This is a genomic window from Lamprocystis purpurea DSM 4197, from assembly GCF_000379525.1.
GTDB lineage: Bacteria > Pseudomonadota > Gammaproteobacteria > Chromatiales > Chromatiaceae > Thiodictyon > Thiodictyon purpureum.
Genome location: NZ_KB902475.1, coordinates 70,395 through 94,511 on the forward strand (window position 1 = coordinate 70,395; position 24,117 = coordinate 94,511).

At 63.8% G+C, this 24,117-nt stretch carries 16 protein-coding genes; 5 read left to right on the forward strand and 11 right to left on the reverse strand.

The window, feature by feature from the left end:
• Positions 1-18: 18 nt before the first annotated feature.
• Together A39O_RS0110800 and A39O_RS0110805 are read left to right on the forward strand one after the other, a co-directional pair.
• Positions 19-1,293 carry an NAD(P)/FAD-dependent oxidoreductase gene (locus tag A39O_RS0110800; protein WP_020504674.1) on the forward strand — a complete coding sequence of 425 codons (1,275 nt, stop codon included), beginning with the start codon at positions 19-21 and terminating at the stop codon, positions 1,291-1,293.
• Positions 1,294-1,468: 175 nt separating this feature from the next.
• The gene (locus tag A39O_RS0110805; RefSeq protein ID WP_020504675.1) at positions 1,469-2,299 is read left to right on the forward strand and encodes an MBL fold metallo-hydrolase; all 831 of its coding nucleotides are present in this window, start codon (positions 1,469-1,471) and stop codon (positions 2,297-2,299) included.
• A 213-nt stretch (positions 2,300-2,512) separates the two neighbouring features.
• Here the strand turns inward: A39O_RS0110805 and A39O_RS0110810 are convergent, their stop codons facing one another.
• From A39O_RS0110810 to A39O_RS0110825, 4 genes are all read right to left on the reverse strand, one after another.
• Positions 2,513-3,706, reverse strand: coding sequence for an NnrS family protein (locus tag A39O_RS0110810; protein WP_020504676.1), 1,194 nt, complete (start codon positions 3,704-3,706; stop codon positions 2,513-2,515).
• Positions 3,707-3,885: 179 nt separating this feature from the next.
• Positions 3,886-5,376, reverse strand: coding sequence for a SpoVR family protein (locus A39O_RS0110815; RefSeq protein ID WP_020504677.1), 1,491 nt, complete (start codon positions 5,374-5,376; stop codon positions 3,886-3,888).
• The gene (locus A39O_RS0110820) at positions 5,373-6,644 is read right to left on the reverse strand and encodes a YeaH/YhbH family protein (RefSeq protein WP_020504678.1); all 1,272 of its coding nucleotides are present in this window, start codon (positions 6,642-6,644) and stop codon (positions 5,373-5,375) included. Before A39O_RS0110820 ends, A39O_RS0110815 begins: the two co-directional genes overlap by 4 nt.
• 114 nt (positions 6,645-6,758) lie before the next feature.
• Positions 6,759-8,681, reverse strand: coding sequence for a PrkA family serine protein kinase (locus A39O_RS0110825; RefSeq protein WP_020504679.1), 1,923 nt, complete (start codon positions 8,679-8,681; stop codon positions 6,759-6,761).
• A 682-nt stretch (positions 8,682-9,363) separates the two neighbouring features.
• Between A39O_RS0110825 and A39O_RS33045 the strand changes: the two genes are divergently transcribed.
• From A39O_RS33045 to A39O_RS0110840, 3 genes are all read left to right on the forward strand, one after another.
• Positions 9,364-10,962: a CHAD domain-containing protein gene (locus tag A39O_RS33045; RefSeq protein WP_020504680.1), complete on the forward strand. Its 1,599-nt coding sequence runs from the start codon at positions 9,364-9,366 to the stop codon at positions 10,960-10,962.
• Entirely contained in the window at positions 10,959-11,654 is a 696-nt protein-coding gene (locus A39O_RS0110835) for a rhodanese-like domain-containing protein (RefSeq protein ID WP_020504681.1), read from the forward strand. The genes A39O_RS33045 and A39O_RS0110835 overlap by 4 nt, the downstream gene beginning before the upstream one ends.
• Positions 11,655-11,744: 90 nt before the next feature.
• Entirely contained in the window at positions 11,745-12,167 is a 423-nt protein-coding gene (locus A39O_RS0110840) for a bacteriohemerythrin (RefSeq protein ID WP_020504682.1), read from the forward strand.
• A 571-nt stretch (positions 12,168-12,738) separates the two neighbouring features.
• Here A39O_RS0110840 and A39O_RS36485 read toward each other — a convergent pair.
• The 7 genes from A39O_RS36485 to A39O_RS0110875 form a co-directional block, all read right to left on the reverse strand.
• Complete coding sequence (locus A39O_RS36485) at positions 12,739-13,257, reverse strand: chemotaxis protein CheW (RefSeq protein WP_020504683.1); 519 nt, start codon at positions 13,255-13,257, stop codon at positions 12,739-12,741.
• Positions 13,254-19,094, reverse strand: a complete 5,841-nt coding sequence (locus A39O_RS0110850) for a hybrid sensor histidine kinase/response regulator (RefSeq protein WP_020504684.1) — start codon at positions 19,092-19,094, stop codon at positions 13,254-13,256. The genes A39O_RS36485 and A39O_RS0110850 overlap by 4 nt, the downstream gene beginning before the upstream one ends.
• A 69-nt stretch (positions 19,095-19,163) precedes the next feature.
• Positions 19,164-21,197, reverse strand: coding sequence for a methyl-accepting chemotaxis protein (locus A39O_RS0110855; RefSeq protein ID WP_020504685.1), 2,034 nt, complete (start codon positions 21,195-21,197; stop codon positions 19,164-19,166).
• On the reverse strand, positions 21,176-21,772 hold the full coding sequence (locus A39O_RS33055; protein ID WP_083924629.1) for a chemotaxis protein CheW: 597 nt from the start codon (positions 21,770-21,772) through the stop codon (positions 21,176-21,178). Before A39O_RS33055 ends, A39O_RS0110855 begins: the two co-directional genes overlap by 22 nt.
• 5 nt (positions 21,773-21,777) lie before the next feature.
• Positions 21,778-22,224, reverse strand: a complete 447-nt coding sequence (locus A39O_RS0110865; RefSeq protein WP_020504687.1) for a response regulator — start codon at positions 22,222-22,224, stop codon at positions 21,778-21,780.
• 9 nt (positions 22,225-22,233) lie between these two features.
• On the reverse strand, positions 22,234-22,671 hold the full coding sequence (locus A39O_RS0110870; RefSeq protein ID WP_040527712.1) for a response regulator: 438 nt from the start codon (positions 22,669-22,671) through the stop codon (positions 22,234-22,236).
• A 317-nt stretch (positions 22,672-22,988) separates the two neighbouring features.
• Positions 22,989-23,750 (reverse strand): hypothetical protein, encoded by a 762-nt coding sequence (locus A39O_RS0110875; protein ID WP_020504689.1) that lies wholly within the window; start codon positions 23,748-23,750, stop codon positions 22,989-22,991.
• Between the last annotated feature and the right edge of the window lie 367 nt (positions 23,751-24,117).

Here is a 24,117-nt window from a genome sequence, read left to right on the forward strand (position 1 = left end):
CCCGAGGAGTCGAACCAGATGAAGATGAATCGTCGTGATTTCGTACGGGCCGCCGGCGCGGCGACCGCCGTTGGCCTGATCGGCATACCCCACCTGGCGCTGGGTGCAGCGAACAAGGTCGTGGTGGTCGGCGGCGGCACTGGCGGCGCCACCGTCGCCAAATACATCAAGCGGTTGGACCCGAGTATCGAGGTCACCGTCGTCGAGCCCAACCCAGTCTACTATACGTGTTATTTCAGCAACGAGGTGTTGAGCGGCGAGCGCACGCTCGACTCGCTGCGGGTCGCCTACGACGGCCTCAAGGCACTCGGCATCACCATGGTCCAGGACTCGGCCGAGTCCATCGACGCCGCCAAGAAGGTGGTCAAGACGGGGGGCGGCAAAGAGTTACCCTATGACCGCTGCGTCGTCGCCCCCGGCGTCGAATTGCTGTTCGAGAAGATCGAGGGCCACAGCGAAGCATCCGCCGCGACACTAACGCACGCCTGGAAGGCCGGCGAACAGACCAAGATCTTGCGCGGCCAGTTGGAAGCCATGGCCGACGGCGGAACCGTCGTCATCACCTCCCCGCCCAACCCGTACCGCTGCCCCCCGGGGCCTTACGAGCGGGCAAGCCAGATCGCCATCTATCTCAAGGCCCACAAGCCCAAGTCCAAGATCATCATCCTGGACAGCAAGTCCCAATTCTCCAAGCAAGGGCTCTTCACCCAGGCCTGGGAGAAGTTCTTCCCCGGCATGATCGAATGGCGTCCGGGTCCGGACGCCGCGGTGGTCAAGGTCAGCGCCAAGGGCATGACTGCCGAGACCAGTTTCGGCGACGAGATCAAGGCCGATGTGATCAACGTCATCCCGCCGCAGCGGGCCGGCAAGATCGCGCAGGTCGCGGGCCTGGCCGACGACCAGGGCTGGTGTCCGGTGGATGCCAAGACCTTCGAGTCATCCCTGGCCAAGGGCATCCATGTGATCGGCGACGCGTGCATCGCCGGGGCCATGCCCAAATCCGCCTACTCGGCCAACAGCCAGGCCAAGGTCTGCGCCGGGGCGGTGGTCGCCATGCTCAGCGGCAAGGAAGTCGGCGTGCCCTCCTACGTCAACACCTGCTACTCGATTGCCGGACCCGAGTGGGGCATCTCGGTGGCGGGGGTCTATAAGGTCGCGGCCGACGGCAAGATCGCCGAGGTGCCAGGGGCGGGCGGCCTCACCCCCATGGACGCCCCGGACTGGGCGCACAAGCGTGAGGTCGCATACGCCCATAGCTGGTACAAGAACATCATCCAGGACAGTTTTATGTAAGACCCCGGCAGGCGCGCCGGCAACCGGCGCGCCTGCCGTCTCGATCGTTGTCGTTGTTGTTGTCGCAATCGAATCAGTATCGAGCTGCTTATGCTCAATGCGGATCGCTTCTCCGACTACGATTACGACAACGACAACGACAACGAGTGTATCGCTTGCTTCTAACGCGTTACTTATGATCCGTCATTTAACGATCACTCAACTGGTGGAGAACACCGCCGACGCCATGGGGCTCCTCGGCGAGCACGGTGTTGCCTGGTTCATTGAAGCCGATGAACAGTGTTTGCTCTTCGATACCGGACAGGGCCAGACGCTGCGCCACAATGCCGGGCGGCTGGGTCTCTCACTCGAACGGGTGGAAGCCATCGCACTCAGTCATGGTCACTACGACCATACCGGCGGGCTGATGGACGCACTCGCCATGACCGGCGCGGTCGACCTTTATCTGCATCCCGCGGCCCTGGAGCCGAAATACAACCGCGATGGACGCGCGATCGGCACACCCTTTCCCGATGCGGACGCCCTGCGGGCACAGACCCGGCGTCTCATCATCAGCAGCGAGCCCACCCGCATGGCACCGGGGATCGGCCTGACCGGCGAAATCCCGCGCCGCCATGCGATCGAAGACACCGGCGGACCCTTCTACCGCGATCCGCAACGCGGCCAGCCGGACCTGATCCCGGACGATCAGGCGCTCTATCTGGATACCCCGGCGGGGCTGGTGGTGCTGCTTGGCTGCGGTCACTCCGGTGTCGTGAACACACTGGAGCATATCCAAGCGCTGACCGACCAACGGCCGATCCATGCCGTCATCGGCGGCACCCACCTGCTGCGCGCCGACGCGGACCGCCTGGCGTTTACCGCGCAGGCACTGGAGCGATTCGGCATCGCTTATCTCGCACCGATCCACTGTACCGGCCTCCCTGCCGTCTGCTACTTCCGCGACCGCTTTCCCTCTCAGTTCCGCGAATCACCGGTCGGCACCAGACATCAGTTTGGTGAGTAACGAGGCAAGAACACGTCGGGCAACATCGTTGTCGTTGTCGTTGTCGTAATCGACTGGATGATACCGGCGAGGAATTTCTCGAACCGCATCGTTTCGCTCCAGCGAATCGAAACCCGATCGGAATCGGACCGCGCATGCCGAATTCGAATCGCTTCTCCGATTACGACAACGACAACAATAGTATTTATTGTTTGACTTATTCTACCTCGTTCCTTAACCCGGCCGCCCGTCGGCCCGCGGACTGATCAGCATGGGAGCATGAACCCATAAAAAGAGCCCGAAGGCCAGGAGCCACAAGACGCCGGAAAGCGTCAGCCAATGCAGGTAGGCGGCCGGCCAGAGCAAGGGGGCGAACACCCGCACCACCGCCGCCAGGTTCAGCAGCGCGAAGGCGCTGACCGTCAGCGGCGAGGCAACCATGGCCCGCCCCGTATGGCCCAGCGTGATCCGCGCCATCATCCCCAGGGTGAACACCCCAACCGCCCCGATGGTCAACGCATGCAGGGATGGAAAGGGGGCCAGGAGCCCCAGGTGTGTCAGCGCGTTCAGGACCAGACCAATGATCAGCCAGAGATAGCCGCTGTAGAGAACGGCGAGAATCGGGAGTCCCCACACCCGCCGATCATGCCAACCGGCCAGGCGCAACCCCTGAATCAGTGCCAGGGCCAGGGCAAACAGGGCCGCGGGCACCACGACCGCCAGCCCGGCCTGACTGGCCGCGTCGGTCGCCACCCACACGACCGCTAGGGCGAAGGTCAAACGCTCAACCCAGGGATTCGACCTGGGACTCGACCCCGGACATGCGCTCTGGGTAAAGAAAGGCATGATGCGCCCGGCGACCAGCAGCAAGGTCAGCAGGATCAACCCGAGCATGAGCCGGTCGGCCGCCAGGGCGGTATGGGCAGCGATCCCCAGCGCCTCGATATGCACCAGCATGGACGCCAGACTCATGCTGCCCAGCAGGACGACAAAGACGCGATTCGCCGGATTCGGACCCCGCCACAGGGGCGCGAACAGCGACAGCGCGACGGCTGCCGGAAAACTCAGATCCAAGGCCGCGACCAAAACACCCGGCAGCGGCAGGAAGGGAGCGATCCGACCGGCCATCCATAACAGCACCAGCCCCGCCAACTGGACACCGGAGGCGGTTGCGATGCCGGTCCAATTGCGTGTTGCTGTCAGCAAGAAGCCGGCGATGGCAGCCGTCGCATAACCGAACAGCAGTTCGTGCGCGTGCCAGGTGGTCCCGGCGTAGTAACCGTTCATCGGCATCCAGCCGCGCAACATGGCGAGCCACAGCGCCAACGACAAGACGGCCGACACGCCCGCAACAAGAAAGAACGGGCGGAACCCGAGCGCCAGGATGGCTTGATAAGAACGGATGATCGGGGGCGGCGTTGGGGACACTTGGCTGTTTCCTTGAACCCGGAAAGACGGTGTTTCGGTCGAACCAAAAAAGAGCAGTCACCGCGCTGCTGAACGCTGACCGCTCTTTCCGGATCGAACGTTCCCCAAGCTAACCCAGCGCGCGGCCTTCAGACTTGATCTTGATCAATCCACACCGCGTCGCGCCAAATCGCTCCCGCTCACAGCTCCCCGAGCAACTGGACACGGCCGTTGTCGTCGACGCCCTCCAGACGCACCGTGAAGCCCCAGAGACGGCGGATGTGGCGCAACATCTCGTCCACTGACTCACCCAAGGGACGGCGGTTATGTCGATAGTGGCGCAGCGTCAGGGAACGGTCGCCGCGTCGATCGACGTTGAAGACCTGAATGTTCGGCTCCCGACTCCCGAGGTTGTACTGCTCGGCCAGGGCCTGCCGCACGGTACGGTAACCGCGCTCCTCGTGGATCGCGGTGATCTCGATCGCCTCGGCCCGATCGTCGTCACGAACGGTGAACAAGTGTAGATCACGAATGAGCTTCGGTGAGAGATACTGGGCAATGAAGCTCTCGTCTTTGAAGTTGCGCATCGCGAAATCAAGGACCTTGCGCCAGTCCCCACCCGCGATATCGGGGAACCATTCGCGGTCCTCGGCGGTGGGCGACTCGCAGATCCGGCGAATATCGCACATCATGGCAAAGCCGAGCGCGTAGGGATTGATCCCGCTGTAATAAGGCGCATCGAAATTCGGCTGAAACACGACACCGGTATGTGACTGGAGGAATTCCAGCATGAAGCCATCGTTGACGAACCCCTCTTCATAGAGACGGTTCAGCAAAGTGTAATGCCAGAAGGTCGCCCAGCCCTCATTCATCACCTGCGTCTGGCGCTGGGGATAAAAATACTGGCTTACCTTGCGCACGATACGCACGACCTCGCGCTGCCAGGGCTCCAGCAGCGGCGCATTCTTTTCGATGAAATAGAGCAGATTCTCCTGGGGCTCGGCAGGCCACCGGGCGTCGGCATCCGGCGCGCCGTCATCACCGAAACTCGGGATAGTACGCCACAGATCATTCACCTGCGACTGGATATAATCGGCGCGCTCGGCCTGCCTGCGCTGTTCTTCCGCCATGGTGATCGGCGAAGGCCGCTTGTAGCGATCCACACCATGATTCATCAGGGCGTGGCACGAGTCGAGCAGCAGCTCCACCTCCGCCTGGCCGTAGCGCTCCTCGCAACTGGCGATGTACTTTCGGGCAAATACCAGATAGTCGATGATGGCATCGGCACTGGTCCAGGTCCGAAACAGATAGTTGCCCTTGAAAAAGCTGTTGTGCCCGTAACAGGCGTGAGCGATCACCAGCGCCTGCATGGTCAGTGTATTCTCTTCCATGAGATACGAGATGCAGGGATCGGAATTGATCACGATCTCATAGGCGAGCCCCATCTGACCGCGGCGATACGTCTGCTCCGTACTGACGAACTGCTTGCCGAACGACCAATGATGATAATTGATCGGGAGGCCGACGGAAGAATAGGCATCGATCATTTGCTCGGAGCCGATCACCTCGATCTGGTTGGCATAGGTATCCAGCCCGAAAACATTGTGCGCGAGATGCCCGATTTCCCGGTCGAACCGCTCGAGCAGCGGAAAGGTCCACTCGGAGGAATCAGAAATGATACGACTGCTCATGCCGTCTGCCTCTTGAACAAATCCCTGAATACGGGAAAGATATCCTCGGGACCATCGATTTCGCGCATGGCGAAGTGACGATGGGCACCGGCGATCTCCTGATACGCGTACCACAGACTCTGATGCTGGCGAGGGGTGATCTCGACATAAGCGAAGTAACGCATCAGCGGCAATAGCTTCTCGGCCAGCAAGTCACGGCAGACCACCGAATCGGAATCCCAGTTGTCGCCGTCCGAGGCCTGCGCGGCATAGATGTTCCACACGCTTGAATCGTAACGCTCACGCAGGACATCATAGGCCAGGTTGAGCGCGCTCGACACCACGGTACCACCCGTCTCCCGCGAATAGAAGAACTCCTGCTCGTCGACTTCCTGGGCGATGGTGTGGTGGCGGATGAAAACCACTTCGATGCGGTCGTAATTACGCTTCAGAAAGAGGTACAGCAGGATGAAGAACCGCTTCGCCAGATTCTTGCGCGCCTGATCCATGGAGCCGGACACATCCATGATGCAGACCATCACCGCCTTGCTGGTCGGCTCCGGAAGCTGGACAAAGCTCTGGTAGCGCAGATCGAACGTATCGATGAAGGGCAGCGCGGCGATACGCGTTCGCGCGCGGTCCATCTCATCGCGTAAGGCCAAGACGCGCGGGTCTTCTTCGGCAACGCCGAGGGCAAGCAAGGCTTCCAGTTCCGCTTCGATCTCTTTGATGCGGCGACGGTGAGGTGCGCCCAAAGCGGTACGGCGCGCGATTGCGCCCTTGAGCGACCGGACGACATCGATGTTGGTCGGCGCGCCACTGGTGCGATAGCCGGCCCGCACGCTCTTGAACTCGGTACTGCCGACCAACTGGTTGCGCACCAGATTGGGCAACTCCAGATCGTCGAAGAGCAAATCCATAAACTCCTCGCGCGACAGGTCGAAGATGAAATCATCCTCGCCCTTGCCGCCCCGGCCGGCTTTGCCCTGACCGGAACCACCGCCCCCGCCGCCCTCGGGCCGGGGGACTTTATCGCCGGCCATGAAGTCCTTGTTGCCGGGATGGACCTGATCACGGGTTCCACCCTGGCCATGATGGAACACCGGCTCGGAGATATCCTTCGACGGGATGCCGACCTGCTCGCCCGAGTCGATATCGGTGATGCTGCGCTTGTTCACGGCATCAGCGACCGCACGCTTGAGTTGAGTCTTATAGCGCTTGATGAAGCGCTGTCGGTTGACCGCGCTTTTGTTCTTCCCGTTCAGACGCCTGTCGATGAAATGAGACATGGGGTGATGTGCCTGCTCTAACGCCTGTTCGCCCGCGGATGCCGGGCGCGTGATTCGCACCGCTGGAGCGGGCGCGCCCGGCCCGCTTCGCCGACCGCGCGCAACGCCCCTGACTTATTGCGCCTTGCGCACCCGCAGATACCATTCCGACAGCAGCCGGACCTGTTTGGCCGTGTAGCCCTTGTCGGTCATGCGGTCGACGAACTGATTGTGCTTCTTCTGGTCCTCCACTGACGCCTTGGCATTGAACGAGATGACCGGCAGCAACTCCTCGGTGTTGGAGAACATCTTCTTCTCGATCACGACCCGGAGCTTCTCGTAGCTGGTCCAGCGCGGATTGGCGCCGCCATTGGCGGCGCGGGCACGCAACACGAAATTGACGATCTCGTTCCGGAAATCCTTGGGATTGGAAATGCCGGCCGGCTTCTCGATCTTTTCCAGTTCCTCGTTCAGTCCGCCCCGGTTCATCATCTCGCCGGTATCCGGGTCCCGGTACTCCTGATCCTGAATCCAGTAATCCGCGTAGGTCACATACCGATCGAAAATGTTCTGACCATACTCGGCATAGGATTCGAGGTAGGCGGTCTGCAGTTCCTTGCCGATGAACTCGGCATAGCGTGGCGCCATGTACTGCTTGAGATAACTCAGGTAGCGTTCCTGGACCTCGGGGGGCAACTGTTCACGGGCGATCTGCCGCTCCAGGACATAGAGCAGATGCACCGGATTCGCCGCCACCTCGCTGTGATCGAAGTTGAACACCTGAGACAGGATCTTGAAGGCGAAACGGGTCGAGATCCCGCTCATGCCCTCGTCAACCCCCGCGTAGTCACGGTATTCCTGAACAGATTTCGCCTTGGGGTCGGTATCCTTCAGGTTCTCGCCGTCATACACCCGCATCTTCGAATAGATACTGGAATTCTCCGGCTCCTTGATGCGGGTGAGCGTGGAGAACTGCGCCATCATCTCCAGGGTCCCGGGAGCGCAGGGGGCACTCGCGAGGGAGCTGTTGCGCAGCAGCTTGTCGTAGATCTTGACCTCATCACTGACGCGCAGACAGTAGGGCACCTTGACGATGAAGACGCGATCGAGGAAGGCCTCGTTGTTCTTGTTGTTGCGGAACGTCTGCCACTCCGATTCATTGGAATGGGCCAGAATGATGCCTTGAAACGGCAGCGCCGACAGACCCTCGGTGCCATTGTAGTTCCCCTCCTGGGTGGCCGTCAGCAGGGGGTGCAGCACCTTGATCGGTGCCTTGAACATCTCGACGAACTCCATCAGCCCCTGGTTGGCACGGCACAAGGCGCCGGAGTAGCTGTAAGCGTCGGCGTCGTTCTGGGCGAAACGTTCGAGCTGGCGAATATCGACCTTGCCCACCAGGGAGGAGATGTCCTGGTTGTTCTCATCGCCCGGCTCGGTCTTGGCGATGGCAACCTGCTCCAGAATCGACGGATAGAGCTTGACCACCTTGAACTTGGTGATGTCACCCTTGTATTCCTGAAGCCGCTTCACCGCCCAGGGGGACATGATACAGCGCAGATAATGCCTCGGGATGCCGTAGTCCTCCGTCAGGATCGGGCCGTCTTCCTCAGGTGAGAACAGCCCGAGGGGTGACTCGAACACGGGTGAGCCCTGGATGGCATAGAAGGGAATCTGTTCCATCAGTTCCTTGAGCTTCTCCGCCAGCGACGACTTGCCGCCGCCAACCGGACCGAGCAGGTAGAGAATCTGCTTCTTTTCCTCCAGACCCTGAGCGGCGTGCTTGAGATAGGAGACCAGGTGCTCGATCGACTCCTCCATGCCGTAGAATTCCGGGAAGGCCGGGTAGCGCTTGATGACCTTATTCTGAAAGATCCGGCTCAAGCGCGGGTCGTCGCGAGTATCCACGAATTGCGGCTCGCCGATCGCCATGAGCAGGCGTTCCGCGGCACCGGCATAGGCGCTCCGGTCTGACTTACACAGTTCCAGGTACTCGTCGAGGGTCAGGACCTCCTCGCGGGACGCTTCATACCGGGCCTGGTAGCGATCGAAGATCGACATAGACATACCTCGTTAATAATAATGGTGCTGTTACCCGCCGCGTCCGCGCTCCGAAACGCGGTGCGCCATGATCCTATTGCTCAGGGCAAACCGCGAAAAGACAAGGCTTGCCTGGATAGCTGCAAGGAGCGGACCAAGCTTGGCTCAACCTGACCAGATCCGCGGATGGCGTGGATGTCGCTCTGTTTTGACGCATTCCGCGGGCCATCCTCGCACCAGATGGGTGCGCCCCGAGTTTCCGCAAGCAGTCGGGGGCTGACGCCGAGGCACAGGCGTTCGCGGGCGTTTACGGCGACTTTAGAACACGACAGATGAAACTGGTTCAGCGCCTGGCCGGCCAATCGCCCGCCGGAACCGCCACCGAATCCTGAAGCACCCACCTTCGCCCGGCGCGCCGGGTGCAACACTCAGCGCGCGGAGAGTAACAAGTTGGCGGTACAGATCGCCAGTGGTCCAGAGGGTTCGAACAACGGTTTCACGGTGAAGCGGGATCCGTCGACCGCACACCCGCGGGGAAGAAAAACGGGTTCTGCGACCGGCGCGCGTATCGTCGGAGCCCTGCTTTTGTGATAATCACGGCTCCCGCGGGTTCGCCGCCGGTCGTCGTCTCCGCGCCGACGTCACCACCCCCGCGGTCCCCCGGCCGTTTACAGTCCAGGTAATCCTAGAGAACGTGATCGACATGGAATACGTGGTTTCAGACCCCGCCCGGATAACCGGCCTGCTCGCCGCGCTCCAAACGCACTGGCGACTGGAGGAGGACCCCGCCGAGACTTTGAACCGGACCTTTGTCGACACCTTCGACTGGTCAGTCTACCTCAGCGGTGCAACCCTGGAGTGGCGCGACACCCCGCCGCGCCCATCGCTGATCCGGCACGGCCTGGACCAGGCCGACGCACCGCTGGCGCAGATCGCCCCCGCACCGCCGGCCTTCCCGGCGGACCTGCCGCCCGGCCCGGTGCGGACGCGACTGATGGAGATCACCGACATCCGTTGTCTGCTGCCGATGATGCACATCGAAACGCACATCCGCACCTTCGAACTGCACGGCCTGAATGACAAAGCGGATCACCCGGCGGATCACAAGGCAGCGCATAAGACAGTGGCGCACTTGACGATCGAGGCATCGCGCTTCCGCGACCCGCGCGGCGGGCGCGTGGGAGAACTGCAGGTCCGCGTGCGCGTGCGGATCGAACATGGCGACGAGGACCATGTCAAGGCGACGCTGAAGGACTTGATGGGCGAACTCGGCATCGTATCCGCGCACGAACCCATCCTGCTGGAGGCCCTCGCCGCCGCTGGCCGGCGCCCCGCCGACTACTCGTCCAAGCTCGATTTCCAGCTTGAGCCGGAAACCCGCGCCGACCTGGTGACCAAGCAAATCCTGCGCGGACTGCTGACCACCCTGGAGGCCAATCTGGACGGCGCCCGAGCCAACCTCGATTCGGAGTTTCTCCACGACTTGCGGGTCGCGACACGGCGCACCCGCTCGGCCCTCAGCCAGTTGCGCGGAGTCTTTCCGATGGCCGTAGTCGCGCACTTCAAGGAGGAGTTTGCCTGGCTGCAACAAATCACCGGCCCGGTCCGTGATCTCGATGTCTATCTGCTCGATTTCGCGGCCTATCGACAGTCCCTGCCCGCACCCCTGGGTGCCGATCTGGAACCCCTGCGGGACTTTCTGTTGGCACACTATGCGGCGGAGCAGCGCCGCCTCGCACACGCGCTCGCGGCGGATCGCTTCACCCGGTTACTGACTGATTGGCGATCCTTCCTCCAGGCGCCCGTGGCTGACGCGTCCAACACCCCCAACGGTGCGCGGCCGATCCAACACGTGGCCAACCAGCGTATCCGCGCGATGCTCAAGCGGGTCCGCCGCGAGGGTCGGGCGATTCGCGCCGAATCACCGCCCGAAGATTTGCACGAACTGCGTAAGAGTTGCAAGAAACTCCGCTACCTCATGGAGTTCTTCCAGAGCCTCTATCCCCAGGGCCAATGCCGCGCACTGATCAGTCTCATGAAAGGACTGCTCGATAATCTGGGCAGCTACCAGGACCTCGCGGTCCAGGCCGCCCATCTGCGCGACCTCGCCCAGACCATGCGTGATGAGGCGCAAGCGCAGACGCAGACCGCAACCCTGCTCGCCATGGGCGCCCTGATCGGCAACCTGCTCGGGAGACGGCAAGCGGCCCGCGACCAATTCGATCGGGTGTTTGCCGACTTTCTCAGCGAGAACAACCAACTGGCCTTTCGCAACCTGTTCGACCGTCAACCCTCTCCATGAAGCCCCGCGACCGTCTCGCCGCCGCCATCCTGTCGCTCCTCCTCTCGTTCGGGGCCGCTGCTGCCGCGCACGCGGCAGATCCCAGCACAGAACCTTTCGATCTCGACGACCTGCGCGTCAAGATCACCGCCGCCATGCCCTATGTCGAACTTGGACAGGGCGGCGGTAAGGTTCTGTTGATGCGTCATCAGGACCCGGGGCATGTCATCCCGTCACCTTACGACAAGACCGCGCGTGATTGCCCCCCATACTGCATTCAGCCGATGCAATTGGCACCCGGAGTCGAGACCATCGGCGAACTGGAACTGATCGACTACCTCAAACGCGCGGCCAGCGGCGAGCCGGTCCTGGTCATCGACTCGCGAACGCCGGCCTGGACCGGACACGGCGTGATTCCGGGGGCCGTCGTCATCCCCTATACCCGCATCGATCCGGCAACCGCCTCCCCGTCCGCGGTGGCCGAATTGCTGGAACTGGAATTCGGTGCTGTGCGCGTGGAGGGTCTGTGGAATTTCGGCCATGCCAAGACCCTGGTCTTTTACTGTAACGGCGCCTGGTGCGGCCAGTCACCCACCAACATCCGCGCCCTGCTGGACCTGGGTTACCCCGCCCATCGACTCAAATGGTATCGCGGCGGCATGCAGTCCTGGGAACAGTTTGGACTCACGACCGTCAAGGCATCGCCGCACTAAAACAAAGGCAGGGCCCGTACCCATTGCCCGAGCGTTCGCGGATAATGTCCGGTCGAAGACCGCCAACCCAACCACCCACACAGGTGACCCATGCTGCGCGACTGGTCAGACGTCTACTCCGTCGGCATCGCCGAGATCGACCATCAACACCAGGGATTTTTCGAGGCGTCCCACCGGCTCTACCAACGCATCCTGGAACGTGAGGAACTCCAGGCGGTGGCGGAAGCGCTCACGTTCATGCGCGACTACGCCGCGAGCCACTTCTCCACCGAGGAGTCCTTCATGCGGGACCACGCCTATCCTGCCCTGGCGGCGCACCAGGCTCTCCACGCGGCATTCTTCAAACGTCTGGACGCCCTGGCGGACGACCTCGCAACCTTCGGTCCCAGCCAGGATCTGGCCGACCGCGCCCTTGATCTGACCCAGGACTGGCTGGTCGATCACATCACCGACGAAGACGTGCTCTATGCCCTGCACGCGCGCACGCATGCGACCGATGTGGCGGTCTCCTGACTCTCCATAGGTTACACAAGTCCATTTGGGAATGCCCTTGGCGGCTCGGTCGTTGTCGTTGTCGTTGTCGTAATCGAGTTTATCGTAGCACCCCGGATTCTCTGGCATCTCGTGGCTTCGCGATCCGAGCTTAGTCAGCATCGCAACGATCCGCATCAACAGCGTTTCTCGTTCCCACACGCCAGAGATTGGGCAAGTATTCACCGCAGCAGTCAATCCGCCGCCGCAGGGCGGCGCCTGGGACCGCCGACAGCCTGTCGGCCCCGGCGCAAAGCGCCGGATTCCTTGTCACTGTTACAGCGGCTTATCAGACTTCCATCGGTTCGGAACGCGGCCTGACGGCGGCGCGCCGGCAGGCTGCCGGCGGTCCCGCTTGCGGCTTCGCCGCAGTGTTGGCGCGGACGGTCACAATCTCTCGCGTGGAAATGCCGTCCGGCCGCTCCAGCGGTTGGTGGCGTCACGCGACGGAGCGAATCGAAACCTGAGAGACATCGGGGTGCGCATGCCCAAAGTGAATCACTTCTCCGATTGCGACAACGACAACGACAACGACAACGATGGTATTCGTTGTCTAACCGATGTCTGACTCAGTACCTGGCGACACCTCATCGCCCGGAAGCACGGCCAGCACGGCACGCTCGATCGCATCGAGGTCCACCAGGGCCGCGGGACGACCTCGCAGACGCAGGGTGACCTGAAGAAACGGGTGCCCTTCCTGAGCCGCAAGCGCGTCCTGCGCGCTCAAGCTTTCCGGCGTGACACGCTCCAGGCGCGGCACCCCGGGGCTCTCGATGGCGACAAAGGCCAGACTCGGATCGCCCCCCGGGGCATGGCACACGACGGCCTGACGATGACGCAACTGGTCGTCGGACGACAGGTCCGGGGCGGCCAGACGGATCACCGGCAACTGCAACCCGCGCCACGCCAGATAGCCGATCAGCCAGTCCGGCGCTCCTGACTGCGCCGCCGTCAGCGGCTCGGCGCGCACGATCTCGGCGACCGCGGCGCCCGGCAGCAACAGGTCCCACGGGTCCGGATCGCATGGCACCGGCAGCAGCAGGACCCGCAGCGTCTGTTCATTCTGGTTCATCGCTGTTGCTCCGCCAGCAGGGAGGTGATCTCGTCGAGCAACTCGGACTCCTGGAACGGTTTGCTGAGATAGCGGTTGACCCCGAGCGCCAGAGCGTGATCGCGATGCTTCGGGCCGGCGCGCGAGGTGATCATGATGATCGGCAGATCGCGCAACCGCTCCGACCGGCGGATGTGGCGGGTGAGTTCATAACCGTCCATCCGCGGCATCTCGATATCCAACAGGATCAGGTCGGGCCGCCGCGCGTCGAGCAAGGTCAGCGCCTCGACACCATCGTTGGCGGTGATCACCTCCATCTGCTGGCGCCGCAGCAAGCGCGCGGTGACCCGGCGCACGGTCAGGGAGTCATCCACGACCATCACACAGACCGGCTGAAGCGCGGCAACGGCGACGCCCTGGCTGGGTGGCAGGTAATCATGGACGGCACCGGAGCGTAACAGGGCGAGCACATCCAGAATCAGGGCGACTCGCCCATCCGGCAGGATGGCGCCGCCGGCCAGCCAGCGCACCGTGGCCAACCGGGCGCCCAAGGGTTTGACGAGGATCCGGGCACTCTCGATCAGGGCGTCCACCTGCAAGGCCACACGCAGGTCGCCTACCCGCGCGAGCAGCAGCGGCAGCCAGCGCTGCTCACCCAGGCGGGGCTCCAGACCGGGATCGAGCAACCGACCCAGATAAGCCACCCGATACGCGTGACCCTGATAATCGAAGTCCCGGCCCCGCCCTTGATAGATCGCCGCGAGATCGTCCCGACCGATGCGCGCGACGCCCTCGATGGCGGCATGCGGCAGCGCGTAGACACTCGCACCCACCCGCACCAGGAAGGCATCCAGGATGGCGAGTGTCAGCGGCAGTCGGATACTGAATCGTGCGCCTTGCCCAGGGATCGAGCTCAGGTCGATCGTACCGTTGGCGGCCTTGATTTCGGAAGCCACCACGTCCAGGCCGACACCGCGTCCGGAAATCTGCGTGACCTGCCCCAAGGTGGTGAATCCCGGTTCGAAGACAAACTGCATCAGCGCATCGGCCTCGAGTTCCGCCTGCGCCGGCAACAGACCGCGGGCGACCGCCTGGGCGCGGATCGCCGCCAGATCAAGTCCGCGTCCATCGTCGCTCAGGTGAATCACCACCTCGTTGCCCTCCCGACTCAGGGCCAGGGTGACAGTCCCGGCGGCCGGCTTGTCGGCGGCGGCTCGTCCCGGCGGCGCCTCCAGGCCGTGGTCCACGGCATTGCGCAGCAAATGTTCCAGAGGCGCCGCCAGGCGGTCAAGGATGGAGCGGTCGAGTTCCACTTCCGGTCCGATCACCTCCAGGCGGGCGGACTTGCCCAGGCTCTCCGCCGTCTGACGCACTAGACGATGCAACCGCGGGACCACCTGAACAAAGGGCACCATCCGCGTGCGCAGCAACCCGTCCTGTACATCGCTCGCCAGCCGCGCCTGCTGGGTCAGCAGATCCGCGGACTCGCGTTGGTAACCGCCCAGCAGGTCCCGCAGACTGACCAGATCATTCACCGTCTCGGCCAGACCGCGGGAGAGCTGCTGAAAGGTCGAAAAGCGGTCCAGCTCCAGTGGATCGAAGGCAGGCCCCGACGCTTCGACCGCCCCCTCACGCTCGTAGTGAGCGCGGATCTGGGTCTCGGTCTCGGTCTCCAACTGGCGCAACTGATCGCGCAATCGCCGCACGGTCTGGTCGAGTTCCCCGAGACCGACACTCAGCAAACCGTTGCGTTGAGTGAGACGCGCGCGGTACAGACCGATCTCCCCGGCCGCATCGACCAGCCGGTTGATGAGGTCGGAGCGCACCCGAACCTGCGGTACCGTCACCCCCCCGACGTCCCTGGGTCCATCCGCCGGAGCGGACACCAGGTCCGGTGCCGCCGCGACCTCGGGAGACGCGGGCGCATCGGCAGCGACACTGACGGCCGAGCGCAGGATCGCCCGTTCGGTTTCGTCCGTCGAGCCCGTTGGAACCGGCTCAGGCTCCTGATTCAAAGCCACCACCAGGGCCGCGGCACGCGGGAGCGGCGTGTGCTGTTCCAGCGCATCCATTTGCAGTGACAGGGTGTCCACGGTCCGCTGCGCCAACTCCAGGGTCGTATCGTCGACCTGCCCCCGAGCGACGCGGACCGCGGTCAACCGCGTCTCCAGCGCGTGGCTCAGGTCGCCGATGGGAGTCAGGCCAGCCAGGCGCGCACTGCCCTTGAGCGTATGCAATAGCCGGTTGATACCGTCAAGCACACCAAGGTCTTGAGGCGCCAACTGCCAGCTTCGAAGCTTGGCATCGATCCCGTCGAGCAGATCGCGGCCGTCCTCGAGGAACAGGCTCAAGAGATCCTGATCGTCGGGCTCGCCTGCCGGTTCGCAAGGCGGATCTGTGCGCTCCTGGCCTGCCGGTTGACTGGCCGGCACGGACTCGGGACCTTCGGTCAACTCACTCGCCGGGGGTAAGGTGACCGTCTCCAGTTCGGCGTCCAGGGCGTCAACCGCCGCCTCCAGTGCAGCGGCCAAGCTCTCCGCGGCAACCCTGCCGGGATCTTGCGGACGCGGCGCGCGCACTGGCGTCAGCTTCGGCAATTCGTCTACTGACCGCACCGCTCCAGACGCGCCGGAACGATCGCTACCACCCTCCTCAGAGAGCGCACGCTCATCGGACAAATCGAGGAAAGCGACCAGCTCCAAGTCCCGCTGCGCCGCCTCGCCCCCGTTGACACCGCCCGCCACCGCGGGATCAGACACCGACCGCGCGTCGGATTGCGCAGGGTCGATGAACCGCGGCTCAAGCCGCCCCTGATCCAGCAAGACACTCACTGCCTCGACCGGGCCCGACTTACCATCGTCGTCGGATACCACCGGCGCAGAATCAGGCAGCCACAGCGGTGGTAGGCTGAAACCCTCGAGATCAAGATCGAGCGACGATGCCGGCACCACGGGCGCCTCCCAGGCCACCGCGGATACGCCCTCCGACACCGTGATCGCGGTCAGGTCCGCGGCCAGGGCGAGCAACAGATCCGCCCCGGTATCGATCGCGGGAAGTTCCGCGGTGCGCTGCGCAATGCCATCCACGGCCCGCTCGATCAGCTCCAAGGTGACCGCGGTGGCGGCCTCGGCGGCGATTTGCAGCGCGCGCAGACGCCGCTCCAGTAACCGCGCAACATCCGCGATCGAGTCGATGCCCGACATCCGGGCACTGCCGCTGAGCGTATGCAGCGCGCGTACGGTCCCCTCATCCGGCACCGCATCACCGGCTGCCGCCCGCACCAGAAAGGCACGCACGTCATCCAGATGACCGCGGGTCTCGGCACGAAAGATGGCCAGGAGTTCGTCGTCCGCGACAAACACACTGGCGTGATCCGTCAAGTCCGCCGCGGTCACCGCGGCGGCCTGCGGTGCCTCGGGCGGCGCCGCGGCGGCGACCACGGGTGCCGTCGCGGGCGGCGCATTCAGCCAGTCGAGTTGCGCCGCAAACCAGCGATCAGCCGATTCAACGAGCAACCCGTCCGTGGGCCACTGCGTCACCGCCGCGGTCACGTCGGCGCCGGACCCGATCTCCTGCTCCCCCTCGTGCCGCGCCTCTGCCGGGCGAGCGGCGGGCACCAGCACCTCCGACGACTCCGGCCAGGCGCTCGCCGGCGCGTCCGCCGACTGTCGATCCGGGGACGTCAAAGCGGCCGATCCGGCACCGGACGGCTGCCCCAGTTGCGCCGCCCGCGCCACCAGACCGGCGATGTCCAGCGGACGCTGCTGCGCCTCCGCGGCAACCAGATGCGGCAGCACCTCGACCACCTCGGCCAGCCAGGCGACGCCTGCGGCATCCGGTACGAGACCCAGCTCCAGCAGCCCGTTGAGGACTCCCTCAGCGGCCTCAGTGAGGTCGGCAACCCGCACGGCACCAACCAGCCGCCCGCTCCCCTTCAGGGTATGGAAGCTTCGACGCAACGCACTGAGCTCAGACTCATCGGCCAGGTTGTCTTGCCACCGCGCGAATCGCTCGCCGATCGCTTGCGTCTCCTCCTGCGCCTCCTCCAGGAAGATATCGAGAAACTCGGGCGAGATACCCGTTGCTTGGGCGGGACGCGCTGCACCTGCATCGGCAACAGCCGCGACAGCGTCGCTGTCGACGAGCGCGGGTGCGGGCGCGGGTGCCGCAGCGATGCGCTCCACGGTGTCGGCCTGGTCCGCATCGCCTGGCGCGGCACCGAGCGCGCGATCGAGGTCACGCAGCGCATCGGCAGACTGGCGAATCAGGTCGTGATCCTCCGGCTCGCCTTCTTCGACCCGCTCGATGTGGAGTTCCAAGGCGGCGATGGCATCCGCCAGAAAACCGAACTCCAAGTCCCGCGGCCAGCGATCCGCCGCCAGATAGCGGCGCCGAACCATCACCGCGAGGTCCGTGGCGACCTGGGCCGCCGCATCGTCGCCAAGGATCTGCAAGGCTCCGGCCACCCGTGACAGGCACTCAGGGACTTCGCGGAAACGGGCCGGATGGGCCCCCTGAACACGGCAGGCAAGGATCGCGTCCCGCACGCCCACGAACTCGGCCCGTGCTTCGCGCAAGGTGGCCTTCTGCAACTCCGCGACATAGAGTCCGGGCGCGATGACGCTACCCGTGGGGGGGTCACGATGCTCCGCATAGGCCTGTATCACGGCCTCGATGCCCAGCAAATCGGCCGCCAGCGCTTCCAGCCGCTGGATCTCCTCGGCCGTTTCGGCCGGCACCAGCTCGCCGAAACCGTCCGCCAGCAGGCGCAGCCGCTCGGGCAGATCGCCGGTATCGGCAACGTCCAGCGTGCGCGCCAGAACCCGCAGACCCGTCCTGATCTCGTCCAATGGAGCCCGATCATCGCGCCCACCGCGCACAAAGGCGTCCAGCCGTTCCTTCAGGGGCGTCAGCTCGCTCAACATCGCCTGGGCCAGGCCGGCCAGGGCATCGGACGCGGCATTGCCGGCGTGCGTTCGGTCGGCGGCCAAACCATGCACCCGCTGATAATGGGCCTGGATATCGTCTACGCTGGAGGTCTGAATCGAGTGACCGGATAGCGCGCCGAGAAAGGCATCGATCAGTTGGCGGGCTTCCGCGTCGGGCCATTCGGGCGGTGTATCGACCAGCGGCTTGAACACCCGATCCAAGCGCCCGACCAGGGTCTGGGCATCCGCATCGGCGGCGATCTCCCCGCCTTGCATGCTCACCGCATAGGCTTCGGCCAAGCGAAATAAGTCCGCCAGAATGCCGTCTTTCAGGAACCGGTGGAGTTGATGGAACAGACGCCCGAGTTTGATCAGGCCCTCACTGCTGGTCGCCGGGCGGTACCACTCGACCAGATCGCGGTGAAAATGCGGCCGCACCTTACGAAAGACCGCGGTGAGTGCCTCCAGCGCCTCCGACGGCAGGTCTTCCTCCTCCTCGGCCAGTACCGAACCCGGAACCAGCAGCTCCGCCTGAGTCAGCGGGGGAGCACCCCGCGATGCGCGCAGATCGTTGATGGTCGGCCACAGGCTCAGGGGGTCGCTCGCGACGCCGACGTCCAATCGATCCAGATGGTTCGGCAGTTGGATCAGGGCCAGCATCATGGCCTCGGCAGCCTCCTTGGGGCTGCGCACGCGATCCTCGGCCATGGCATCGCATAACCGCTGCATCTCGTCCGCCAGACGCGCGGGCAGAGTGAGTTGCAGCGCGAGCAGCACCCCGCGAATCTCGAACAGGGCGTCCACCGCATCGCCCAGGGACCCGGATTCGCTGGTTTGCCCGTAGACTTCGACGCGTTCGGTGACCCGACGCAGGGTCGCGGCGATTTCGCTCTTGACCCACTTCAGACCGCCGACAACCTTTTCTGCCATGGGATCACTGCCCCTGGGTGAGGCCTTGGACAAGGCACTGAAACCGGCCGCGAGCCAGGCCGCGGTCCATCAGCTCAACCGAAAACCCGCCACCGAGCGCTGCAATTCGGTGACCAGACTCACGAGTTCCTCCACCGCCGCGGCGGCCCGCCGGGTCCCGTCCGCGTTCTCCTCGGTGATCCCCCGGATTGCCTGCACAGTCGCGTTGATCTCCGCCGACTGATCGGATTGAAGCGCAGAGGAATCGGCGATGCGCTTGGTCAGGTCGGCGATGTACGCCGAGACGTTCTCGATCTCGCGCAGTGCCTCCCCGGCGTTCTCGGCCAGATTCGCCCCCTCCACCACGCCCGCGGTGCTGGCCTCCATGGAACTCACCGCCTCATTGGTGTCGGCCTGAATGGTACGCACCAGCACCTCGATTTGCTTGGTCGCGTTGCGCGAACGCTCGGCAAGGCGCTGCACCTCGTCGGCAACCACCGCAAAACCGCGTCCGGCGTCGCCGGCCATGGCCGCCTGCATGGCGGCGTTCAGGGCCAGGATATTGGTCTGATCGGCGATGTCGTCGATCAGCTCGACGATCTCGCCGATTTCCTGCGAACTCTCGCCGAGCCGCTTGATGCGCTTCGCGGTCTCCTGGATCTGTTCGCGGATCGCGTCCATGCCCGCAATGGTGTCGCGCACGGTCCGGGCACCCCGCCCCGCCACCTGTAGCGACCGCGAGGCGACCTCGGCCGACTCGATGGCGTTGTTGGCCACTTGATTGATCTGCTCCGTCAATGACCGAATGGCCCCGGACGCCAGCGTGATCTGCGCGGCCTGCGCCGCGGCCGCCTCGGTCAAGCGCACGGCGATGGTGCGGCTTTCCTGTGACGCCTGCGCGACCTTCGCGGCAGTGGCATTGATGGTCGCAACCAGGCCCCGCAGGGCCTCCACCGCAAAATTGACCGAGTCGGCGATGGCCCCGGTCTTGTCCTCGGTCACCGTGGCCGTCACGGTCAAGTCGCCGTCGGCCAGATTGCCCATCTCGTCGAGCAGGCGCAGGATGGCCTGCTCGTCACACCCGCTCTGGGCCAACGCGGCCGCCACGCGCCGCCGCGCGTCCGACACCACGCGGACACCGAGCGCGATCAACCCGGCCAGTGCCAGGGCGGTGAACAGCGGCACCGCCCAGGGCCCGACCGGCAGGGGTCCGACCCGCGCTTCCAGCGGTGCCTCGCGACCGGCAGCCGCCAAGGTGTCCAGCGCGGTAGCGAACGCCGACCCGGCCTCCTGCAAGGGTGCCAGGGCATCGATCGCCGGCAGCGCCCGCGGCACCAGTTCGCGCAGCGCATCGACGCCGGTGCGCATCGCGGTCCACAGCAGGGCGGTCTGCGCCAGTGCATCGCGCGTTGCGGTCGCGCCGCGGGTGCCCGCCTGCGCGGTCAGCGCCTCCAGGTGCACGGTAAACTCTTTGGTCACGGCATCGTCGGCATCCCCCGCCACCGACCCCGGCTGACCACCGACCAGCAACCGCTCCAAACCGGCATTCATGGCCTGGAGGCGCGCCAATTGGCGACCGGCCTCCCAGGCCTGCCCAGCGGGCGCGCCCTCGGCAACGATCAACTCGGCGGATCGGGTCATGGCAGCCCCGACGTCCGGCAGCAGGGCCGCGGTGGACTGAATCAGGTCGCGCATCCCCAGCAGATCGGCCTGTGCGTCAAGGATGCGATCCGCCGTCCCGCGATAGGCGATCCAGGCGGTCTGCGCGGCGCGCAGGTGCGGTTCGACGCGCGCCAGTGAGGCCGACAACCCCTCGGCTGCCGACCCGGCCGGCAGCGCGTCCATCCCCCGCTGCACCTGATCCCGCTCGGCCCGCAGCCGATCGAAAGCACCCGGATCACCAGCGACCGCCGCGCCCGCGGCAAGGGTCATTTGCTGACCCGGGGCCTGCTGAGCAGCCGCTGCCAGTGACAAACGTGCGTAGCCATCCGCGACCTTCCTCATCAGGACATCACTCGCCAGCGCCAGGGCGGCGCAGACCAGGGCGAACGCCGCCCAGCCGATCACCGCGCCATTGAGCGCGCCGACGGTGTTGCCCCGCCCTAAATCGCTTCGCTTCGCCATCGCGTTCCAACTCCGGGTCCGGTTGAAGTTTCCTGGCTGACCAGGGAATCCGCGAGCAGCAGGTCCAGAGCGATCACCGGAACCACCGCACCCGCCAACGAGAAAGCGCCTTGGGCGAAGGGTTGCAGCACACCGAGTCCGGCAGACGGCCCGGCACACCGCTGCGCCTCCGCAAAATGACGGATACCGAGCACCTCGTTCGCCACCAATCCGCAAGGCAGGTCATCCTGGCGCACCACCAGAACGCGGTCCGTCTCCCGCCGCGCCGGCACGCCGCCTTGGGTCAGCGTGGCCAGGTCCAGGAGCGGGAGTAAGGTTCCGCGGTTATTGGCGACACCCAACATCCAGGGCTTGGTCCCCGGCACCGGGGTCAGGTCGGCGGGCACACTCAAAACCTCGACCACCTGATCCAGGGGGGCGAGCAGCCGTGACGCACCGACCCGGAACAGGATCCCCGACCAGCGCCCCGCCGCCGGCGCGTCCTCCGGCAACCGCGTGGTCAGTGCGCGAAAGCGAGCCTCGACCCCGGCCAGCAGGTCGAACAACGCGGCGCCCGTGGCAACCGGTGAGTCCATCGCCATCAGCGCTGGAGCGCCGCTTGGACGCGCGCCAGCAACTCGGTCGCGGCCACCGGCTTGATGAGATAGTCCACGGCACCCTGCCGCATCCCCCAGACGCGGTCGGTGGGCTGGTCCTTGGTCGTCACCATAATGATCGGAATGCCTGCCGTCGCCGCGTCCCGGTGCAGCATGCGAGTGGCCTGGAAGCCGTTGAGCACGGGCATGATCACGTCCATCAGGATGACATCCGGCTGAAGCCGCCGCGCCATTTCGATCCCCTGCTCACCGTTGGTCGCCGTCTCGACGTGGTACCCGGCCTTGCTCAACACATTGGAAAAAATGCGGGACTCGGTGGGTGAGTCATCGACGATCAGTACGGTGGCCGGCGCGCATTCCGGTCCGCCGCCGGGCGAACCGGTGCCCGGGCTGGGACCAGCCTCGTCGCGACCGCGGGAAACATTGATCATAGCTAGGCTCTATGTTTGACGGAACTCGTCTTGGTCCGCGCTGCCCGCGCGGCGCCGCAACGAGCCGCGCACCGCATCGAGCAACTCCTCACCGGTGAAGGGCTTGGACAGATAAAGGCCAGCCCCGACCAGGCGGCCCTTCGCCCGGTCGAATAATCCGTCCTTGCTGGAGAGCATCACCACCGGCGTATGCCGCAGTTGCGCATTGGCCTTGATCAAGGCGCAGGTATGATACCCGTCCAGCCGCGGCATCATGATATCGACAAACACCAGATCCGGCTTGAACTCCATGATCTTGCCCAAGGCCTCGAAACCGTCCTCGGCGGTCCGCACCTCGCAGCCTGCCTTGGTCAACAGGCCCTCGGCGGCACGGCGGATCGTCTTGCTGTCGTCGATCACCAGCACCCTCGCCCCGCGCAGGTCACTGTCCGCGTCCGCGTCATTCATGGGCTGCAACCCCGCCATGCGATTGGTATCCGCGCTCGAACACTGCCGTGGCACCACGGCGGTCCGCCCCGCACAATCCTGGGGCGACTCAAGTCAAAACCCTGACATGGCACCTTGCGCCACGTGTCTTTGTGCTGACCAATGTTGTACCACGTGTACCAGGGACTGGTACAGCCGTGGATTGTAAACCGCGCTTCAAGTCACAGTTCCCGTTCCGATCCGACAAAAAAACACATAACGGATACCCGCAAAAATCCCGCTGATGACCAGGGCGCGGATCGGGGCGCGTCGCGGAACTGGGGAAGCGCGGCATCGCTTCACCGCAGTACCGTTTCCCGAATAGTAATTTCAAGCAGGGCATGACGTTCGCGTGCATCCTGAATCAAGGAGTCGGCATCGTACTGGCTGATCGCAAAAAAAGTCTCGATGGTTTCCCGGATCTCCATCCCCTCATGCAGCAGTTCCTTCGGCATCCATTGCTCGAATTGTTCACGGTATTTCCCGGTCAACAAATCATCGATACAAGCCTCTTGCAGCAACTCGCCGTCGCGGTTGATCCAGCCGATATCAAGCAGTTGAGTGATGAAAGACGGCACTTGCCGGATCCCGGTCAGCGCCTTGAAACCGACCGCCAGCTTGGATGTGAACCGGCGACAGACCTCCTTCGCGATCAGCTTGGCGATCAGCTTATCCAGATCGTCACTGAGTCGTTGATACTGAACCAGATCGTTCCGTCCCTGCTGCGCCCGCTCCAGCACTTCGCTGGGCACGATATGGATTGAGATTTCCATTATTTTCTGATCCTCGTCGCTGACGGTCAACTGTATATCCATATTCAGACTCTTCATCTGCCGAATCAGTTTCCGTCGTTCCTCCGGAGAACTATTTGCCGTCAACCGCTCACCGTGCCGTTCCATGTCGAGGATCGTTCGCACCAGACCGGAACCCATTTTCGGGAAGAAAATATTGGAAAAGCGATAAAGGGCAAGTAACTTCTCCGTGGAAACATTGTCCGCGTTAAGATAGATCGGCGAGAAGAGAATCGGATCAGCGCGCAACAACGACGCTTTGTGGCCCATGACATCAACCTTCAGGCGTTGTATATCGTTCCGATACTGCGGAAGGGCAGACGATAAATAACATAAGAAACCTGAAACTCTTTCGGCTCATGAGGCCAAGTGTGTGAGCCTTTATTAATTTAGAATGATAGACGATAATGAAATACCGCACAGCACATAATTATCTTTTTGGACTGATATGCTCATTTTTTCCGTCATCGAGTTAATGGACGAACAGAAATGCTATGATTTCTTGGTTAATATACTTCATCCGACTGGTCTAGGGTGCCCTGTTTGTCAATGCCCAGTTGAAGATTCGAAAATTCACAGAAGAGATCGCGCGCCAGTTCTATACTACAAATGTGCTAACGGACATATTTATAACGCA